The sequence below is a fragment of the Streptomyces griseorubiginosus genome (assembly GCF_017614965.1).
Lineage (GTDB): Bacteria > Actinomycetota > Actinomycetes > Streptomycetales > Streptomycetaceae > Streptomyces > Streptomyces griseorubiginosus_B.
On the sequence record NZ_WVUG01000015.1, the window covers coordinates 18119 to 32491 of the forward strand.

Sequence of the window (14373 nt, forward strand, 5' to 3'; positions counted from 1 at the left end):
ACGCTCGGAGATGACATCGACGTATAGCGCACCGGGGGACTTGCGGCAAGGCCCCCCATGGGCCGCAGAATCGCCTGCCGGGACCAGGACCTGCGGAAACGGGGAGGTTGACATGCGTGTGGTGCTGACGGCGTGGGGGTCGCGTGGGGACGTGGAGCCGCTGGCGGGACTCGCGGTGGCCTTGCGCGAACTCGGTGCGGAAGTGCGGGTGTGCGTGCCCGCGGACGAGGAGTTCGCACAGGTGCTGGACCGTGCCGGCGTACCGCTGGTGCCGCTCGGGCCGACGGTGCGTTCCATCGTGACCCGTCCGAAGCCGCCGGGGGCGGCGGCCGCCTTCCAGCTCGCGCCCGAGTTGGTGGCCGCTCGGTTCGAGACGCTCACCACGGCGGCCGAGGGATGCGACGTCCTGCTGGCGACCGGCCTGATGCCGTCGGGGGCACGGTCGGTGGCCGAGAAGCTCGGCGTCCGGTACGCGTTCGCCTGCTTCCACCCCTTCGGGCTGCCGTCGAAGCACTTCCGCCCGGGGGCGCGGCCGGGCACGCCCTCCCCGGATGACGAGACCGACCTCGAGGTGCTGTGGGAGCAGGACGGCCAACGGGTCAACCAGTTGTACGGCGAGGTGGAGAACCGCCACCGCGCCGCGATCGGTCTGCCGCCGCTCGACAGCGTCCGGGACTACGCCCTGACCGGCCCGGCGCTGCTGGCCGCGGACCCGCTGCTGGCTCCGTGGAAGGACCTGACCAACCTCGAACTCGTCCAGACCGGCGCGTGGTTCCTGCCGGACGACCGCCCGCTCCCGCCCGACCTGGAGACCTTCCTCGACGCCGGCGAACCGCCGGTCTACGTCGGCTTCGGCAGCATGGCCATGCACTCCTCGCCTGACCTTCCCCAGGTCGCCGTCGAGGCGGTGCGCGCCCACGGCCGGCGTCTGCTGCTCTCCCGCGGCTGGGCCGGCCTGGCCTCGGTCGACGACCGGGACGACTGCTTCGTCCTGGGCGAGGCCAACCATCAGGCCCTGTTCGGCCGGGTCGCGGCCGTCGTGCACCACGGAGGCGCGGGAACCACGCAGACGGCCGCCCGGGCCGGGGCGCCCCAGGTGATCGTCCCCCAGATCGTGGACCAGCCGCGCTGGGCCGCGCGCGTCGCCGAACTGGGCATCGGCGCCGCGCACGACGGCCCGACACCGACCGTCGAGTCCCTCTCCGCCGCCCTTAGGACGGCACTGACCCCACAGACGCAGGACCGCGCGAGGTCCGTGGCCGCCAGGGTCCGCACGGACGGAGCGAAGGTGGCCGCCCAGCTGCTGCTCGACGGGTTTCCGGACGCCTGAGCGGGCCGGTCCCGCGTGGGCGTGAGTGAGTGGTGGAAGGTGTCTGCCTAAGGTGGGGACGTGACCGACAGCAGTGATCGTCCCCTCGCCGTCTTCGACCTGGACAACACCCTCGCCGACACCGCCCACCGTCAGCGCTTCCTGGAGCGCAGGCCGCGGGACTGGGACGCCTTCTTCGCCGCCGCGCCGCAGGACCCGCCGATCGCGGAGGGCATCGCGCTGGTGCTGGAGAGCGCGAAGGAGTGCGAGGTGCTCTATCTGACGGGGCGGCCCGAGCGCTGCCGCCGGGACACGCTCGCTTGGCTGACGGCGCAAGGGCTGCCGGACGGACGGGTGTTCATGCGGCGCAACGACGACCGCAGGCCGGCCCGGCGCACCAAGCTGGAGATCCTCCGCCGTCTCGCCCGTACCCGGGAGATCGGTGTGTTCGTGGACGACGACGAGCTGGTGTGCGAGGACGCGGAACGGGCCGGGTTCCGGGTCGTACGGGCGCGCTGGACCGCCCCCTCCGCGGCGCTGAGGAAGGCGCAGGAGGGGGAGGGGCGTACCTGAGGTTCGGGGAAGGCCTGTGAAGCGGTCCGTCAGTCGGACTCGTCGAGCCGGAAGCCCACCTTCAGGCCCACCTGCCAGTGCGCGATCTCTCCCTCCTCGATCTGGCCGCGTACCTGCACCACCTCGAACCAGTCCAGATTGCGCAGCGTCCGGGACGCCCGGCTGATGCCGTTGCGGATGGCCTGGTCGACGCCGTCCGGCGAGGTGCCGACGATCTCGGTGACCCGGTAGGTGTGGTTCGACATGCGGGTGCTCCTCTCCGTACGCCCCTGATGACCGGAGCGTCACGTGTGTCGCGCGTCACTCCACCGTGCCCCAAGCTGCGGCGGAGCGCGAGACGTCCGGTTGCTCGGCCCGGCGCCCCTTGACGCCCGGTATTGGTCCATACCAAACTCCCGAGCACGCCCGTACGAGCTACCGCTCGTCCCCCCACGCCGGGACCTTCGCCCTGTCCGTCAGACAGAACAGGACCCTCCGTGAGACGTCGAAGCCTGCTCTCCCTCGCCTCCCTCGGTCTGCTCGGCGGGTGCGGACTCATGCCGGGCGGGGAAGGCAGACGCACCGTCACCGTGTGGCTGATGAAGGACAGCGCCTCGCAGGACTTCCTGCACCGCTTCACCGAGGCCTTCGAGCGCGACAACAGCCACCTGCGCCTGGACATCCGCATCCAGCAGTGGAGCGGCATCGGCCAGAAGGTCCAGCGCGCGCTCGACGACGACTCGGGCGCCGGTCCCGACGTCATCGAGGTCGGCAACACCCAGGTCCCGCAGTACGTCGAGGACGACCGGCTGCTGGACCTGACACTGGAGTCGGCCCTGCACTGGGGCGGCCGCGACTGGCTGCCCGGCCTCGCCGAGCCGGGGCAGCTCATGTCCCACCAGTACGGCATCCCCTGGTACGCGGCCAACCGTGTCGTCATCTACCGCAAGGACCTCTTCGCGAAGGCCGGCATCACCTCCCCGCCCCGCACGCACGACGAGTGGCTCACCGTCACCGAACGCCTCAACTCCGGTGGCATACAGGGCATTTACCTCGCGGGACAGGACTGGTACACCCTGGCCGGCTTCATCTGGGAGGAGGGGGGCGGCCTGGCGGACGACGGGGACAGCGACGGCGCCGGCTGGCGGGGCTCGCTGGACACCCCGGCCGCCCTGCGCGGCATGGACTTCTACCGGCGCCTGCAGGCACTCGGCCACGGTCCGACCGGCGCCGACGAGGAACACCCGCCCCAGGCCGGCGTGTTCGCCAAGGGGCGGGTCGCACAGATCATCGCGCTGCCCGGTCTGGCCCGCACCGTCGTCCAGCAGAACCCCGGCCTGCAGGGCAAGCTGGGCTTCTTCCCGGTGCCGGGCAAGGTCGCCGGGCGGCCCGGTGCCGTCTTCATCGGCGGCTCCGACCTCGTCGTACCGAACAACACCCGCGAACGGGACGGTGCGGTGGCCGTCGTCGCCGCGCTCACCGGCGCCAGATGGGACACCGAGCTGGCGCGCGCCATGAACTACGTCCCCAACAAGAGGTCCCTCGCCCGGCACGTCGCCGGTGAGGAGGGGGTCGCGGCCATGGCGGCCGGCGCCGCACGGGGCCGGGCGACCCCCGCCACCCCGCAGTGGGGCGCGGTCGAGGAGGACAACCCGATCAAGCACTACATGACGCGGGTGCTCACCGGCGCGGACCCGGCGACCGAGGCCCGCAAGGCCTCCCGGCGCATCACGGCGGTCCTGAACCGCCTGGACTGAGGAGTCAGGCGGTCAGCGCACCACGCTCAGCGACAACGCGAACCGCCCTTCGTCGTCCGTCCACCAGTGCTCCAGATCCAGCCCGGCGGAGGCCAGTTCGGCGCGCACGCCCTCCTTGCGGAACTTCGCCGACACCTCCGTGCGCAGCTCCTCGTCCTGCGCGAAGTCGACGGCGAGATCCAGCGCCGGGATCTTCACCGTCTGGGTGGTACGGGAGCGCAGCCGCATCTCGATCCACTCGTTCTCCCGGTCCCACAGGGCCACGTGGTCGAAGGCGCCGGGATCGAAGTCGGCGTGCAGTTCCCGGTTGACGACGGTCAGGACGTTCTTGTTGAAGGCCGCCGTCACCCCGGCCGCGTCGTCGTACGCCCGCACCAGCACCTTCTCGTCCTTGACCAGGTCCGTGCCGAGCAGCAGCGCGTCACCGGGGGAGAGCAGGGAGCGGATCGCGGCGAAGAACGCTGCCCGCTCGACCGGCAGCAGGTTGCCGATCGTCCCGCCCAGGAAGGCGATCAGCCGGGGACCCGGCGTGTCCGGCAGGGCCAGACCCGCCGTGAAGTCGGCGATGAGAGCGTGGACCTGGAGCCCGGGGCGTTCGGCGATGAGCGCGTGCCCGGCCTGCGTGAGCGCGCTCTCGCTGACGTCCACGGGGACGTACGTGTGCAGGTCGCCGAGCGCCTCGATGATGTACCGGGTCTTCTCCGAGGAGCCGGAGCCCAGTTCGACGAGCGTACGGGCCCCGGTCGCCGCGGCGATCTCACCGGCGCGGGCGACGAGGATCTCGCGTTCGGCGCGGGTGGGGTAGTACTCCGGCAGCTCGGTGATCTGCTCGAAGAGCTCGCTGCCGTGGGCGTCGTAGAACCACTTCGGCGGCAGGGTCTTCGGCGTGCCGGTCAGGCCCTGCTGGACGTCGGCGCGCAGGGCGGCGTCGGTGGCGTCCTCGGGCAGGGTGCGGGTGAGAAGGAACGGACTCACGTACGGGGCTCCTTCGACGGTGCGGTGGCCAAGGCCTCGCTCGGCTCTTTGAGGGGGGTGAGCAGCACGTCGGTGCGGCTCGCCGCGAGCAGGGTGCGGTCGGGGACCTCCTGCCAGTGCGGATCGTCGTCGTAGGGCTCGGAGGCCACGACGGTGCTGCGGCCGGGGCAGGCGAGATACCAGAGGGTGTCGCCCCAGGCGGTGGCGGTGATGGTCTCGCCGTTGGTGAGCAGCAGGTTGAGCCGGGAACCGGGGGCCGCCTCGGCGACCTCCAGCACGGTGTCGGCCAGCGCCTGCCCCTCCTCGTCGCCGGCCCGCAGCCGGGCCAGGACCAGCGCCCACACGAGCGCCGAGTCGTTGCGGGCCTCCAGGGACAGCACGTCGACCGCGGGCAGGCTCTCCACCAGCGGTGCGAGCGACCGCGGCCAGCCCTTGACGGCACCGTTGTGGCTGAACAGCCAGGGCCCGGTGGCGAAGGGGGCCGCCGCGGCCTCCGCGTCGGCGCCCGACAGGGTCGCGTCGCGTACGGCGGCCAGCAGCGCGCCGGTGCGGATCACCCGCGCGAGGTCCGCGAAGGACAGGTCCGCCCAGATGGGTCCGGCACGCCGGTAACGGGCCGGCACCGGATCGCCCTCGGCATACCAGCCCACTCCGAAACCATCGGCGTTGACCGTCCCGTACCGCTGCCGCCGGGGCTCCCACGACTGGCGGTACAGGCTGTGCGCGGGCTCCACGAGGAGCCGGCCCAGCGGCTCCTCGGGGCCCAGATACGCCAGATGACGGCACATCAGACGTCTCCCGCGGACCGGGCGGTGCGGAACCCGGAGAAGATCTGCCGCCGGATCGGGTAGTCCCAGTTGCGGAACGTGCCCCGGCAGGCCACCGGGTCCACGGCGAACGAGCCGCCGCGCAGCACCTTGTACTCCGGTCCGAAGAACACCTCCGAGTACTCCTTGTACGGGAACGCCTCGAAGCCCGGGTACGGCAGGAAGTCGCTCGCCGTCCACTCCCACACGTCACCGATCAACTGCCGTACGCCGAGGGGTGATTCCCCGGCCGGGTAGCTGCCCGCCGGGGCCGGGCGCAGATGCCGCTGACCGAGGTTGGCGTGCTCCGGGGCAGGGTCCGCGTCGCCCCACGGGTAGCGCATCGAGCGGTTCCCGGCCGGGTCGTGCCGGGCGGCCTTCTCCCACTCGGCCTCGGTGGGCAGCCGCCGCCCGGCCCAGCGGGCGTAGGCGTCGGCCTCGTACCAGCACACGTGGACGACCGGCTCGTCGGGCGGCACGACCTCGGTGACGCCGAAGCGGCGCCGCAGCCACTGCTTGCCGTCACGGCGCCAGAACAGCGGGGCCGTGATGGAGTGTTCGCGGATGTGCGCCCAGCCCTCCGCCGTCCACCAGCGTTCGTTGTCGTAGCCGCCGTCGTCGATGAACGCCTGGTAGGCGCCGTTCGTGACCGGTGTGGTGTCGATGTGGAAGGAAGCCACCTCGCGCCGGTGCGCGGGGCGTTCGTTGTCCAGCGCCCATGGCTCGCTGGAGGTGCCCATGGTGAACGGGCCGCCGGGGACGAGGACTTCGGCCGGGCCGGTGGACAGCGGAACCGGCTCCGGGTCGGGAGCCGTCAGGGCCTGCGGGCCCTTGCGGAGCTGATGGGTGATCAGCATCGTCTCGTCGTGCTGCTGTTCGTGCTGGGCGATCATCCCGAAGGCGAAGCCCGCCTCCGTCAGCCGGGTGCCGTGGAAGTCGGCGCGCTCCAGCACGTCCATCACCCGCCCGCGCACCTCGGCCGCGTAGGCGCGGGCCTCGGCCGGCGGCAGCAGCGGCAGCGAGGGCCGCTCCGAGCGCGGGTGCTCGAAGGCGTCGTACAGGCCGTCGATCTCGGGGCGCATCGCCTCCCGGCCGGCGACGCCCCGCAGCAGCCACAGCTCCTCCTGGTTGCCTATGTGGGCGAGGTCCCACACCAGCGGGGACATCAGCGGCGAGTGCTGGGCCGTGAGGTCGGGCTCCTCGACGCAGCTGGTCAGCAGCGTGGTGCGGGCGCGCGCGGTGGTCAGGGTGGTCAGGGCCCGCTCACGGAGCGTCTCGGCGTCGATGGCGGGGTCGGTCATGTGCGGAGGTCCTTCCCGTGGGTGCGCCCGGCCGTGTCGTACACACGGTCGAGCAGCTCGTCGGCCGGGGTGCGGCCGTGAACGACATAACGGTCCCGGTACGCCGTGACGGCGGCCGTGACCTCGGGGGTGGCGCCGATCCGGGGCAGTGCCTCGATCGCCGCGGCGAAACAGGTGACGGCCGCCTCGTGCAGCTCGGGGTCGGCGAGACCCGAGCGGGCCGCGTCCAGCCACAGCGGGTTGTGCGGCGCGGGCAGCGCCATGGCCCGCTCGGCCAGGGGTTTCACCGTGCGGTAGGCGGTCTCGGCGGCCCAGGGGTCGTCGAAGAGCGCCGTGGTCACGGCGAGCGGGACGATCCAGCCGTCCTCGCCGGGCTGCGCGTCGATCATGCGCAGCTCCAGGAAACCGCGTGGTCTGACCGGCGGGAACAGGGTCGTGATGTGGTAGTCCAGATCGGCGCGGGTGGGTCCGGGCGTGCGCGACCTGGTCCACTCCCGGAAGGTCAGCCCCTCCGGAACGTCCCAGGGCGCGCCCTCGCGCCGTACGCACATCACCGGTGAGTCCAGGACGTGCCGGGCCCAGGCGGCACGCGGATCGCCCTCCAGCGGGGGGCCGCCCGCCCGGCCGGTGCCGATCTCCATCCAGGTCAGTTGCCGGGTGGAGCGCCAGCCCGTGGGCTCGCGGTCGGCCAGCGGCGAGTTGGCGAAGGCGGCCACCAGGACCGCGCCCAGCTGGTGCGCCAGCCACCAGCGCCGGCCGTGACCGAGGGGGCCGGGCTCCTCGTACCCGGCGTCCAGGCACACCTGCACCGACGCCGAGGTGCACATCATGCGGCGGCCGGCCGGACCGGTGCGGTCCAGGCAGGTCTCCATGGCGTCGTAGCGCGGCTCGTGCAGGAACCGGCGCGGGGAGTGCCAGGGGTCGTGTCCGATGCCGACCAGACCGAGACCGTGCCCGGCGAGCGCCGTACGGACGGCGTCGAGGTCGGCGGATACGGTACCGATGCACTCCGTCAGGGAGGCGGCGGGCGGCGAGCTCAGCTCCAGCTGGCCGCCGGGCTCTGTGGTGAGCGCCGACCTCAGGTGCACGGTCCGCAGGGCGGCGTAGGCCGCTCGGAGTCGTTCGTGTGTCACGGGGAGCCGCGGGTCGCGCAGCTCGTGGACGAGCCATTCCAGTTCGACCCCGACGCCTCGGGGCGGACCGGTCTTGAAACATATGCCCCGTACCAGGGCCTCCACCTCGGCTTCGGTGAGGGCGGTGCGAGGCTCCGTACAGTCGCTGCAGTCGGTCGCTGAATCGGACATGTCGGATCCCTTCTGAGGTTCCACCGTGCCGTCGACCGGGGCGCCGGGGCTCCCGGACGGCGACACCCGTCCCACCCAAAACCCTCGCGCCGATTCGCACAAGGGTGCGTACCGGCACGTTCCGACTCGGTAATCTCCTCGATCCGGGTGTTTTCTGCGGTTTTCCTGGGTGTTCACGAGTGCGGAAAACTCTGTTGCACCGCATGTCCAGCATCACCCAGGATGCGTGCATGAGCACGACGGGGGAGCGCGCACGGCGCGCGCGCACGGCGCCGACGGGGGTGGCGCCATGAGCGCGCGCCTGCGCGGCATCGCACACGAGACCGAGCGGATCGTCGCGGCGGGCACCTATCGCGCGCCCGACGGACACGAGGTGTCCATCGCGGCGGCGGTCGCGGCGGCCCGAGCCGGTACGGCCATGTACGGGCCCGATCCGATACGGACACCGCAGGCCGTTCCCGCCGGGACGTTCTTCGAGGTCACCGGCGAGAGCAGCCTGGAGGCCGCCCGCCGTGTCGGCGGCGAGGTCGCGGTGCTGAACTTCGCCTCGGCCCGCAACCCCGGCGGCGGCTTCCTGAACGGCGCGCAGGCCCAGGAGGAGGCCCTGTGCCGCGCCTCCGCGCTCTACACGTGCCTGCTTCAGGCGCCGGAGTTCTACGCACACCACCGCGCCCACCGCGACCCGTTCTACACGGACCGTGTCATCCACTCACCGGCCGTCCCCGTCTTCCGCGACGACCGCGGCCGCCTGCTCGACGAGCCGTTCACCGCCGGCTTCCTCACGGCGGCGGCCCCGAACGCCGGCGTGGTCCGCCGTACGACGCCCGAGCGGGCCGCCGACTTGCCGCAGGCCCTGACGACTCGCGCCGAGCGGGTGCTGGAGACGGCCGCGGCCCAGGGCTACCGCCGCCTGGTGCTGGGCGCCTGGGGCTGCGGAGTCTTCCAGAACGACCCGGCGCAGGTGGCCGGGGCCTTCCGCGCGCTGCTCGGCCCGGGCGGCCGCTTCGCCGAGACCTTCGAGCACGTCACGTTCGGCATCCTGGACCGCACGGCCGGTCAGACGGTCCGAGCGGCGTTCGTACGGGCGTTCCCGCAGCGCCAGCTCCAGCCGTAGGCCGGCGAGTCCCCCGCAGACGGGGGATGCTGCGGGGGACTCACCCGGCTAGACGGACGAAGGACGGGCGGAGTTCCCGAGTCGGCGAGTTTGTTCAGCGTCGGCGAGTTTCCTCAGCGGTCCTGGCCGATCCGCATGACATCGCCCTGGGAGTGGCCTCGTGACGGTGTGAGGCAGGCGGCAGGGTCAGCTCCACCCGTACCGTTCCGCGAGCCGCTGCCGCACCAGGTTGAACCGGCCCCGGTCCAGCGCGCAGGCCTCGCGGCGCATTCCCTCCTCGTGCAGGCGCAGCACCCGGTCCACGTCGACCCATGAGTCACGCCCCGAGCGGTCCCAGGGCCCGCTGCCGATCGCGACCCACTCGCGGTCGCCGTCGTGCCGCTTGCTGGACAGCTGGACGGCGAGCAGGGTGCCGGTGGCCTCGCGGGCGACGACCAGGACGGGGCGGTCCTTGCCGCGGCCGTCGTTCTCCTCGAACGGCACCCACGTCCACACGATCTCGCCGGGGTCGGGGTCGCCGTCATGCGCGGGGGAGTACTCGGTACGCACCGTGCCCACCCGGCGCGGATCGGCCTCGGTGGTGGCACTGGCGCCGAAGCGGCCGGGAACGTTCTCATCGGTAAACGCAGTCACGCACGCACCTTAAGGTCTGTCCGTACGGGGGGCGTGGGCAGGTTTCAGCCGGAGGACTCCTCCGCGGCCTGTTCGCGCAGCCGCTCCACCAGATCCTTGGCCTTGTCCACGCCGGTGTCGATCTGGTCGCCGTACTTGCCGTCCGTGCGGTCGTCGATGATGTCGCCCGCCTTCTCCAGCCCTTCTCCGATGACCTCGCCATGCGCTTCGGCAATGTCCTCCGCCTTGTCCTTGAGGTTCTTCAGGGACTCGAACATCGGGCGTCCTCCTCGAGTCGCGGCCGTGACCGCGTGACCGGATACAGGGCGATGCTCGCCGGGTCCGACGGCTGCGGACAAGAGGGCGCGTGATGCACACGGGGCACGAACCGCGAGCACCGGCGGCGCAACGGACCGGGGGCCCTCGAAGCCGAGGACCCCCGGGGTGTGCTGTGCGGACCCCCGTCCGCTAACCCTCCTTCTCCACCGCCACCTTCTGCGACGGCGGTGCGGCGATGCCGTTCAGGGACGGGGAAGTGCCGTTCGCGGGCTGGGAGTTCTGATTCATCGAGGCGAGCAGCTGGCGGGCGAGGCCAAGGCCCGTACCGCCCATGGTCAGTGCCTTGGCGAGCATGTCGGCCATGCCGTCGGCCCCGTTGAGCACCACCATGTTGTCGACGCTGCCGAAGGCGGACGCGCCCGCCTTCACGATCTCCGGCCAGTTCTCGGCGAGTTGCTGCGCGACGACGGCCTCCTGGTTCTCGGCGAGGGCGGCGGCCCGCGCCTTGATGGCCTCCGCCTCGGCGAGACCCTTGGCCTTGGTCGCCTCGGCGTCGGCCAGACCCCTCGCCTGCGCGGCCGCCGCCTCGGCCTCACCGGTGGCCCGCGTGGCGGCCGCCGTGGCGGAACCCCGGGTCTTGGTCGCCTCGGCCTCGGCCCCCGCGGCCGTCTTGACCCGGGTCGCCTCGGCCGCCGCCGCGAGTTCCGTCTCCTTCGCCTTGGCCTGCGCCGCCGAGATCCGCGCGTCACGCTCGGCCTCGGCCAGCGTGCGCTTCTCGTACGCCTTCGCGTCCGCCGGCTTGCGGACGTCCGCCTGCAGCTGCTGCTCCCGCCGGTGCGCCTCGAGTTCGGCGACCCGTGTCTCCTGGACGACGACCTCCTGCCGTGCGGCCGCGTCCGCCAGCGGACCGGCCTGCCGCGCCTTCGCGGCCGCCTTGTCCCGCTCGGCCTGGTAGCCGGCCTGCAGGATCTCACTGTCCCGGGTCGCCTCGGCCATCCGCGCGAACGACTGCTGCTCGGCCTCGGTGGCCAGCCGGTTCGCCTCCGCCTGCGCGATGCGCGCGTCCCGCTGGACGGCCGCGGCGTGCGGCATGGCCAGGTTCTGGATGTACCCGGTCGGGTCCTCGATCTCATGGATCTGCAGGGAGTCGACGATGAGCCCCAGCTTCTCCATCTCCGTGCCGCAGGCGGCCCGGGTCTGCGCGGTGAGCTTCTCCCGGTCGCGGATCATGTCCTCGACCGTCAACCCGCCGACGATGGACCGCAGATGACCGGCGAACACGTTGTGCACCCGCTCCGCCATCAGCTTCTGCTGGTCCAGGAACCGCCGGGAGGCGTTGGCGATCGACACGAAGTCGTCGCCCACCTTGAAGATGACCACGCCCCGCACCTTGAGCGGAATGCCCTGGTGGGTCACGCAGTCCACGTGCAGTTCGGTCTCGTTCAGATCGAGGGAGAGCTTGCGCACCGCCTGCACCCCGGGCAGCACCAAGGTGCCCCGCCCGGTGACGATGCGGAATCCCATGCCCTCCTCCAAGCCCTCGGTACGGTGCTTGGAGCCGGAGATGACCAGCGCCTCGTTGGGTTCCGCGACGCGCCACATCGCCTTGAACAGACCGACCAGAACGAGAATGGCGGCGACCACCACTCCCGCAACGACGCCGACAACCATCGGCATACGCCCCCTTTGCATGGTGCCCTCTCGGCACCGAACGAAGGGAGTGTGCTCCCGCGCGGCGCCGGGGTGAAGACGCCTGCGAATCCTTGTCGTTTTCTTGACGCAGGGCCCCTTGAACAGGCTCTCACCTGCGCGGAAACGGGCTCACGTGAGGTAAGAGGACGGCTCAGCCGTCGTACGCCTCGGTCACGTAGACCGTCCGCGGCGGCAGGTACTCCACCACCACCACCACCGTGCCCCGCTCGATGCGCGCCGTCCCGGTCGCCGGATACGCGAGGAAGTGCTCGGCCCCGCCGCGCACCCGTACGATCACCTCGCCGACGAGCCCGGGCCCGACCGTGCCGGTGACCCGCCCCATGAGCCCGACCATCGACGCATCGTCCATGGTCACAGGGTACGGGCCCGCCCCGCCTACGCCGCCGGTGAGTCGGTGACGACCTGCGGCGGCGGCCACGCCTCGTGCCAGCGCAACTCGGCCTCCGCCTGCGCCGCGAGGGAGATCAACAGCGGCTCGCTGCCCGCGGGGCCCAGGAGTTGGGCGCCGACGGGCAGTCCGTCGACGAAGCCGGCCGGGACGTTGACGCCGGGCCAGCCCAGCACGTTCCACGGCCAGGCGTAGGGGCAGGCGGCGATCATCGCGCGGTCGGTGGCGAGCCCGCTGAGCGGCAGCATCGCGCCGATGCGCGGCGGGGGAGCGGCCGTGGTGGGCGCGAGGACGACGTCGTACGAGCGGAAGAACGCGCCGATACGACGGTGCAGAACCGCCTCCTGCTGCCGCGCCATCCGCAGCGGTGCCCCACCGAGCAGCCGACCCAGCCGCGCGGCGTCGCGGGTGCGCCGGTCGAGGAGGGCGGGGAAGGGGGCCTCGCGGACGCGTTCGGCGAGGCCGACGGTCGCGCGGGGGATGAAGGTCAGCCCGATCTGGCCGTACGGCGGGTCGGCCTCTTCCACCAGGTGCCCCAAGGAGCCGAGTTTTTCAGCGAGTTGGACGACGCGTCGGCGTACCTCCGGCTGCAGGCGGGCCGGCAGCGCGGTGAACGGCGGCTTGAGGGCGAGCGCGATGCGCAGCCGGCCGGGATCGCGGCCGACCGCCTCGGAGGCGTCGATGCGGGCCGGGCGGTGGGGGTCGAGGTCGTGGTTGCCGCTCGCCGCGTCGAGCAGCAGGGCCGCGTCGGCGACGGTACGGGCGAGGGTGCCGTTGACGGTGATGCCCTGGAAGGACTCGCCGCGGGGCCAGGTGGAGATGCGGCCGCGCTGGGGCTTGATGCCGATCAGGTGGGTCCAGGAGGCGGGGATGCGGACGGATCCTGCGCCGTCGGAGCCCAGTGCGGCGGGCACGAGTCCGGCGGCGACGGCGGCGGCCGAACCTCCGGAGGAGCCGCCCGGGGTGTGCTCCGGATTCCACGGGTTGCGGGTGGCGCCGAACGCGGGGCCCTCGGTGAAGGGCCACTGCCCGAACTCGCAGGTGTTGGTCTTGCCGACGACGACGGCCCCGGCGGCCCGCAGCCGCCGTACCGCCTCCCCGTCCTGGGCCACCGGCGGGAACTGCCCCTCGCACCCGAAGGCGGTCGGCTCGCCGGCCACATCCATGTCGTCCTTGACGGCGACGGGCACGCCGAGCAGGGGTTTGCGGACGCCGGCGGCCAACTCCCGGTCCGCGGCGTCCGCTTCGGTGAGGGCGGCCTCGCCGCGGACGACCCGAAAGGTGTTGAGGGAGGACTGAGTCGCGTCGATCCGTGCCAGTGCCCGCTCGACGAGCGCACGGGAGGTCACCTCACCGGCGGCCAGCGCCCGTGCGGACTCCGCCAGTCCTGCGGCACGGTCGAACGTCATGGGCCACCTCCCGGAACGTCTGTCTACCGAACGGTAACGTCCTCGGACCCGCAGCGGCGCGCAATCTCGAACATCCCTGCCCTGAGGGGGACTTGATCGAGGGGTCAGGTGATCAGAGGCGTGTCGGGGAGGTAGTCGTCGGCGCTTTCGCCCGTGACGAGGTAGACCACGCGGCGGGCGACGGAGACGGCGTGGTCGGCGAAGCGTTCGTAGTAGCGGCCGACCAGGGTGACGTCGACGGCCGTCTCGACGCCGTGGTGCCAGCGCTCGTCCATCAGGTGGTGGAAGATCATGCGGTGCAGCTCGTCCATGCGGTCGTCGTCCTGCTCGAGCCGCAGGGCCGCCTCGACGTCCTGGGTGATCAGCACGTCGGCGGCCTGGGCCATCAGCCGCTGGGCGAGCTGGCCCATCTCCAGGATCGTGGGACGAAGATCCTGCGGCACGGCGTGCGCGGGATGACGGCGGCGGGCCACCGTGGCGACATGCTGGGCCAGTACACCGCAGCGCTCCAGGTCCGCGCTCATCCGCAGCGAGGTCACCACCATCCGCAGGTCCGTGGCGACCGGCTGCTGGCGCGCCAGCACCGCGATCGCCCGTTCCTCCAGGTCCCGCTGCAGCTCCTCGATCCGCTCCTCGGTGGAGATCACCTGCTCCGCCAGCTGCAGATCGGTGTCCAGCAGGGCACCGGTGGCGCGCCCCATGGCGGAACCGACCAGGTTCGCTATCTCGACCAGTGCCTCGGTGATCGTCTCCAGTTCCTTGTGGTACGCCTCGCGCATTGGATCTTCACCATCCCGTTCCTGGGCCCGTGCCACCCTTGCCAGACTCGCACATCGCCCCGGCCCGGAGGCGAA

15 protein-coding genes are annotated in these 14373 nt (G+C 72.1%); 4 read left to right on the top strand and 11 right to left on the bottom strand.

Annotated elements, in window-relative coordinates; translation table 11 throughout:
• Positions 1 to 112 precede the first annotated feature (112 nt).
• The gene (locus GRC12_RS04965; protein WP_208777700.1) at positions 113 to 1330 is read left to right on the top strand and encodes a glycosyltransferase; all 1218 of its coding nucleotides are present in this window, start codon (positions 113 to 115) and stop codon (positions 1328 to 1330) included.
• 60 nt (positions 1331 to 1390) lie between these two features.
• Positions 1391 to 1882, top strand: coding sequence for a phosphatase domain-containing protein (locus GRC12_RS04970; protein ID WP_208777702.1), 492 nt, complete (start codon positions 1391 to 1393; stop codon positions 1880 to 1882).
• A 29-nt stretch (positions 1883 to 1911) separates the two neighbouring features.
• On the opposite strand, the gene GRC12_RS04975 is transcribed toward GRC12_RS04970, so the two are convergent.
• The gene (locus tag GRC12_RS04975; RefSeq protein WP_208777705.1) at positions 1912 to 2127 is read right to left on the bottom strand and encodes a dodecin; all 216 of its coding nucleotides are present in this window, start codon (positions 2125 to 2127) and stop codon (positions 1912 to 1914) included.
• A 291-nt stretch (positions 2128 to 2418) separates the two neighbouring features.
• Between GRC12_RS04975 and GRC12_RS04980 the strand changes: the two genes are divergently transcribed.
• Entirely contained in the window at positions 2419 to 3618 is a 1200-nt protein-coding gene (locus GRC12_RS04980; protein WP_208777797.1) for an extracellular solute-binding protein, read from the top strand.
• 12 nt (positions 3619 to 3630) lie between these two features.
• On the opposite strand, the gene egtD is transcribed toward GRC12_RS04980, so the two are convergent.
• From egtD to egtA, 4 genes are read right to left on the bottom strand one after another with little or no spacing between them, the layout of a single operon-like run.
• Positions 3631 to 4593: an L-histidine N(alpha)-methyltransferase gene (gene egtD, locus GRC12_RS04985; protein ID WP_208777707.1), complete on the bottom strand. Its 963-nt coding sequence runs from the start codon at positions 4591 to 4593 to the stop codon at positions 3631 to 3633.
• Positions 4590 to 5381, bottom strand: a complete 792-nt coding sequence (gene egtC / locus GRC12_RS04990) for an ergothioneine biosynthesis protein EgtC (protein WP_208777709.1) — start codon at positions 5379 to 5381, stop codon at positions 4590 to 4592. The genes egtD and egtC overlap by 4 nt, the downstream gene beginning before the upstream one ends.
• Positions 5381 to 6700, bottom strand: coding sequence for an ergothioneine biosynthesis protein EgtB (gene egtB / locus GRC12_RS04995; RefSeq protein ID WP_208777712.1), 1320 nt, complete (start codon positions 6698 to 6700; stop codon positions 5381 to 5383). Before egtB ends, egtC begins: the two co-directional genes overlap by 1 nt.
• Positions 6697 to 8004 carry an ergothioneine biosynthesis glutamate--cysteine ligase EgtA gene (gene egtA, locus GRC12_RS05000; protein WP_208777714.1) on the bottom strand — a complete coding sequence of 436 codons (1308 nt, stop codon included), beginning with the start codon at positions 8002 to 8004 and terminating at the stop codon, positions 6697 to 6699. The genes egtB and egtA overlap by 4 nt, the downstream gene beginning before the upstream one ends.
• A gap of 289 nt (positions 8005 to 8293) precedes the next feature.
• On the opposite strand from egtA, the gene GRC12_RS05005 reads away from it, so the two are divergent.
• On the top strand, positions 8294 to 9118 hold the full coding sequence (locus GRC12_RS05005) for a TIGR02452 family protein (protein WP_208777799.1): 825 nt from the start codon (positions 8294 to 8296) through the stop codon (positions 9116 to 9118).
• A 186-nt stretch (positions 9119 to 9304) separates the two neighbouring features.
• On the opposite strand, the gene GRC12_RS05010 is transcribed toward GRC12_RS05005, so the two are convergent.
• The 6 genes from GRC12_RS05010 to phoU all read right to left on the bottom strand — a co-directional run bounded on the left by GRC12_RS05010 (position 9305) and on the right by phoU (position 14298).
• Positions 9305 to 9751, bottom strand: coding sequence for a type II toxin-antitoxin system PemK/MazF family toxin (locus GRC12_RS05010; protein ID WP_208777716.1), 447 nt, complete (start codon positions 9749 to 9751; stop codon positions 9305 to 9307).
• Between the two features lie 44 nt (positions 9752 to 9795).
• Positions 9796 to 10008 carry an antitoxin gene (locus tag GRC12_RS05015; RefSeq protein ID WP_208777718.1) on the bottom strand — a complete coding sequence of 71 codons (213 nt, stop codon included), beginning with the start codon at positions 10006 to 10008 and terminating at the stop codon, positions 9796 to 9798.
• Between the two features lie 190 nt (positions 10009 to 10198).
• The gene (locus GRC12_RS05020) at positions 10199 to 11686 is read right to left on the bottom strand and encodes an SPFH domain-containing protein (protein ID WP_208777720.1); all 1488 of its coding nucleotides are present in this window, start codon (positions 11684 to 11686) and stop codon (positions 10199 to 10201) included.
• Positions 11687 to 11852: 166 nt separating this feature from the next.
• Positions 11853 to 12071: a hypothetical protein gene (locus GRC12_RS05025; protein ID WP_208777722.1), complete on the bottom strand. Its 219-nt coding sequence runs from the start codon at positions 12069 to 12071 to the stop codon at positions 11853 to 11855.
• A 26-nt stretch (positions 12072 to 12097) separates the two neighbouring features.
• Positions 12098 to 13519 carry an amidase gene (locus tag GRC12_RS05030; protein ID WP_208777724.1) on the bottom strand — a complete coding sequence of 474 codons (1422 nt, stop codon included), beginning with the start codon at positions 13517 to 13519 and terminating at the stop codon, positions 12098 to 12100.
• A 104-nt stretch (positions 13520 to 13623) separates the two neighbouring features.
• Positions 13624 to 14298: a phosphate signaling complex protein PhoU gene (phoU, locus tag GRC12_RS05035; RefSeq protein ID WP_208777727.1), complete on the bottom strand. Its 675-nt coding sequence runs from the start codon at positions 14296 to 14298 to the stop codon at positions 13624 to 13626.
• Positions 14299 to 14373: the final 75 nt, after the last annotated feature.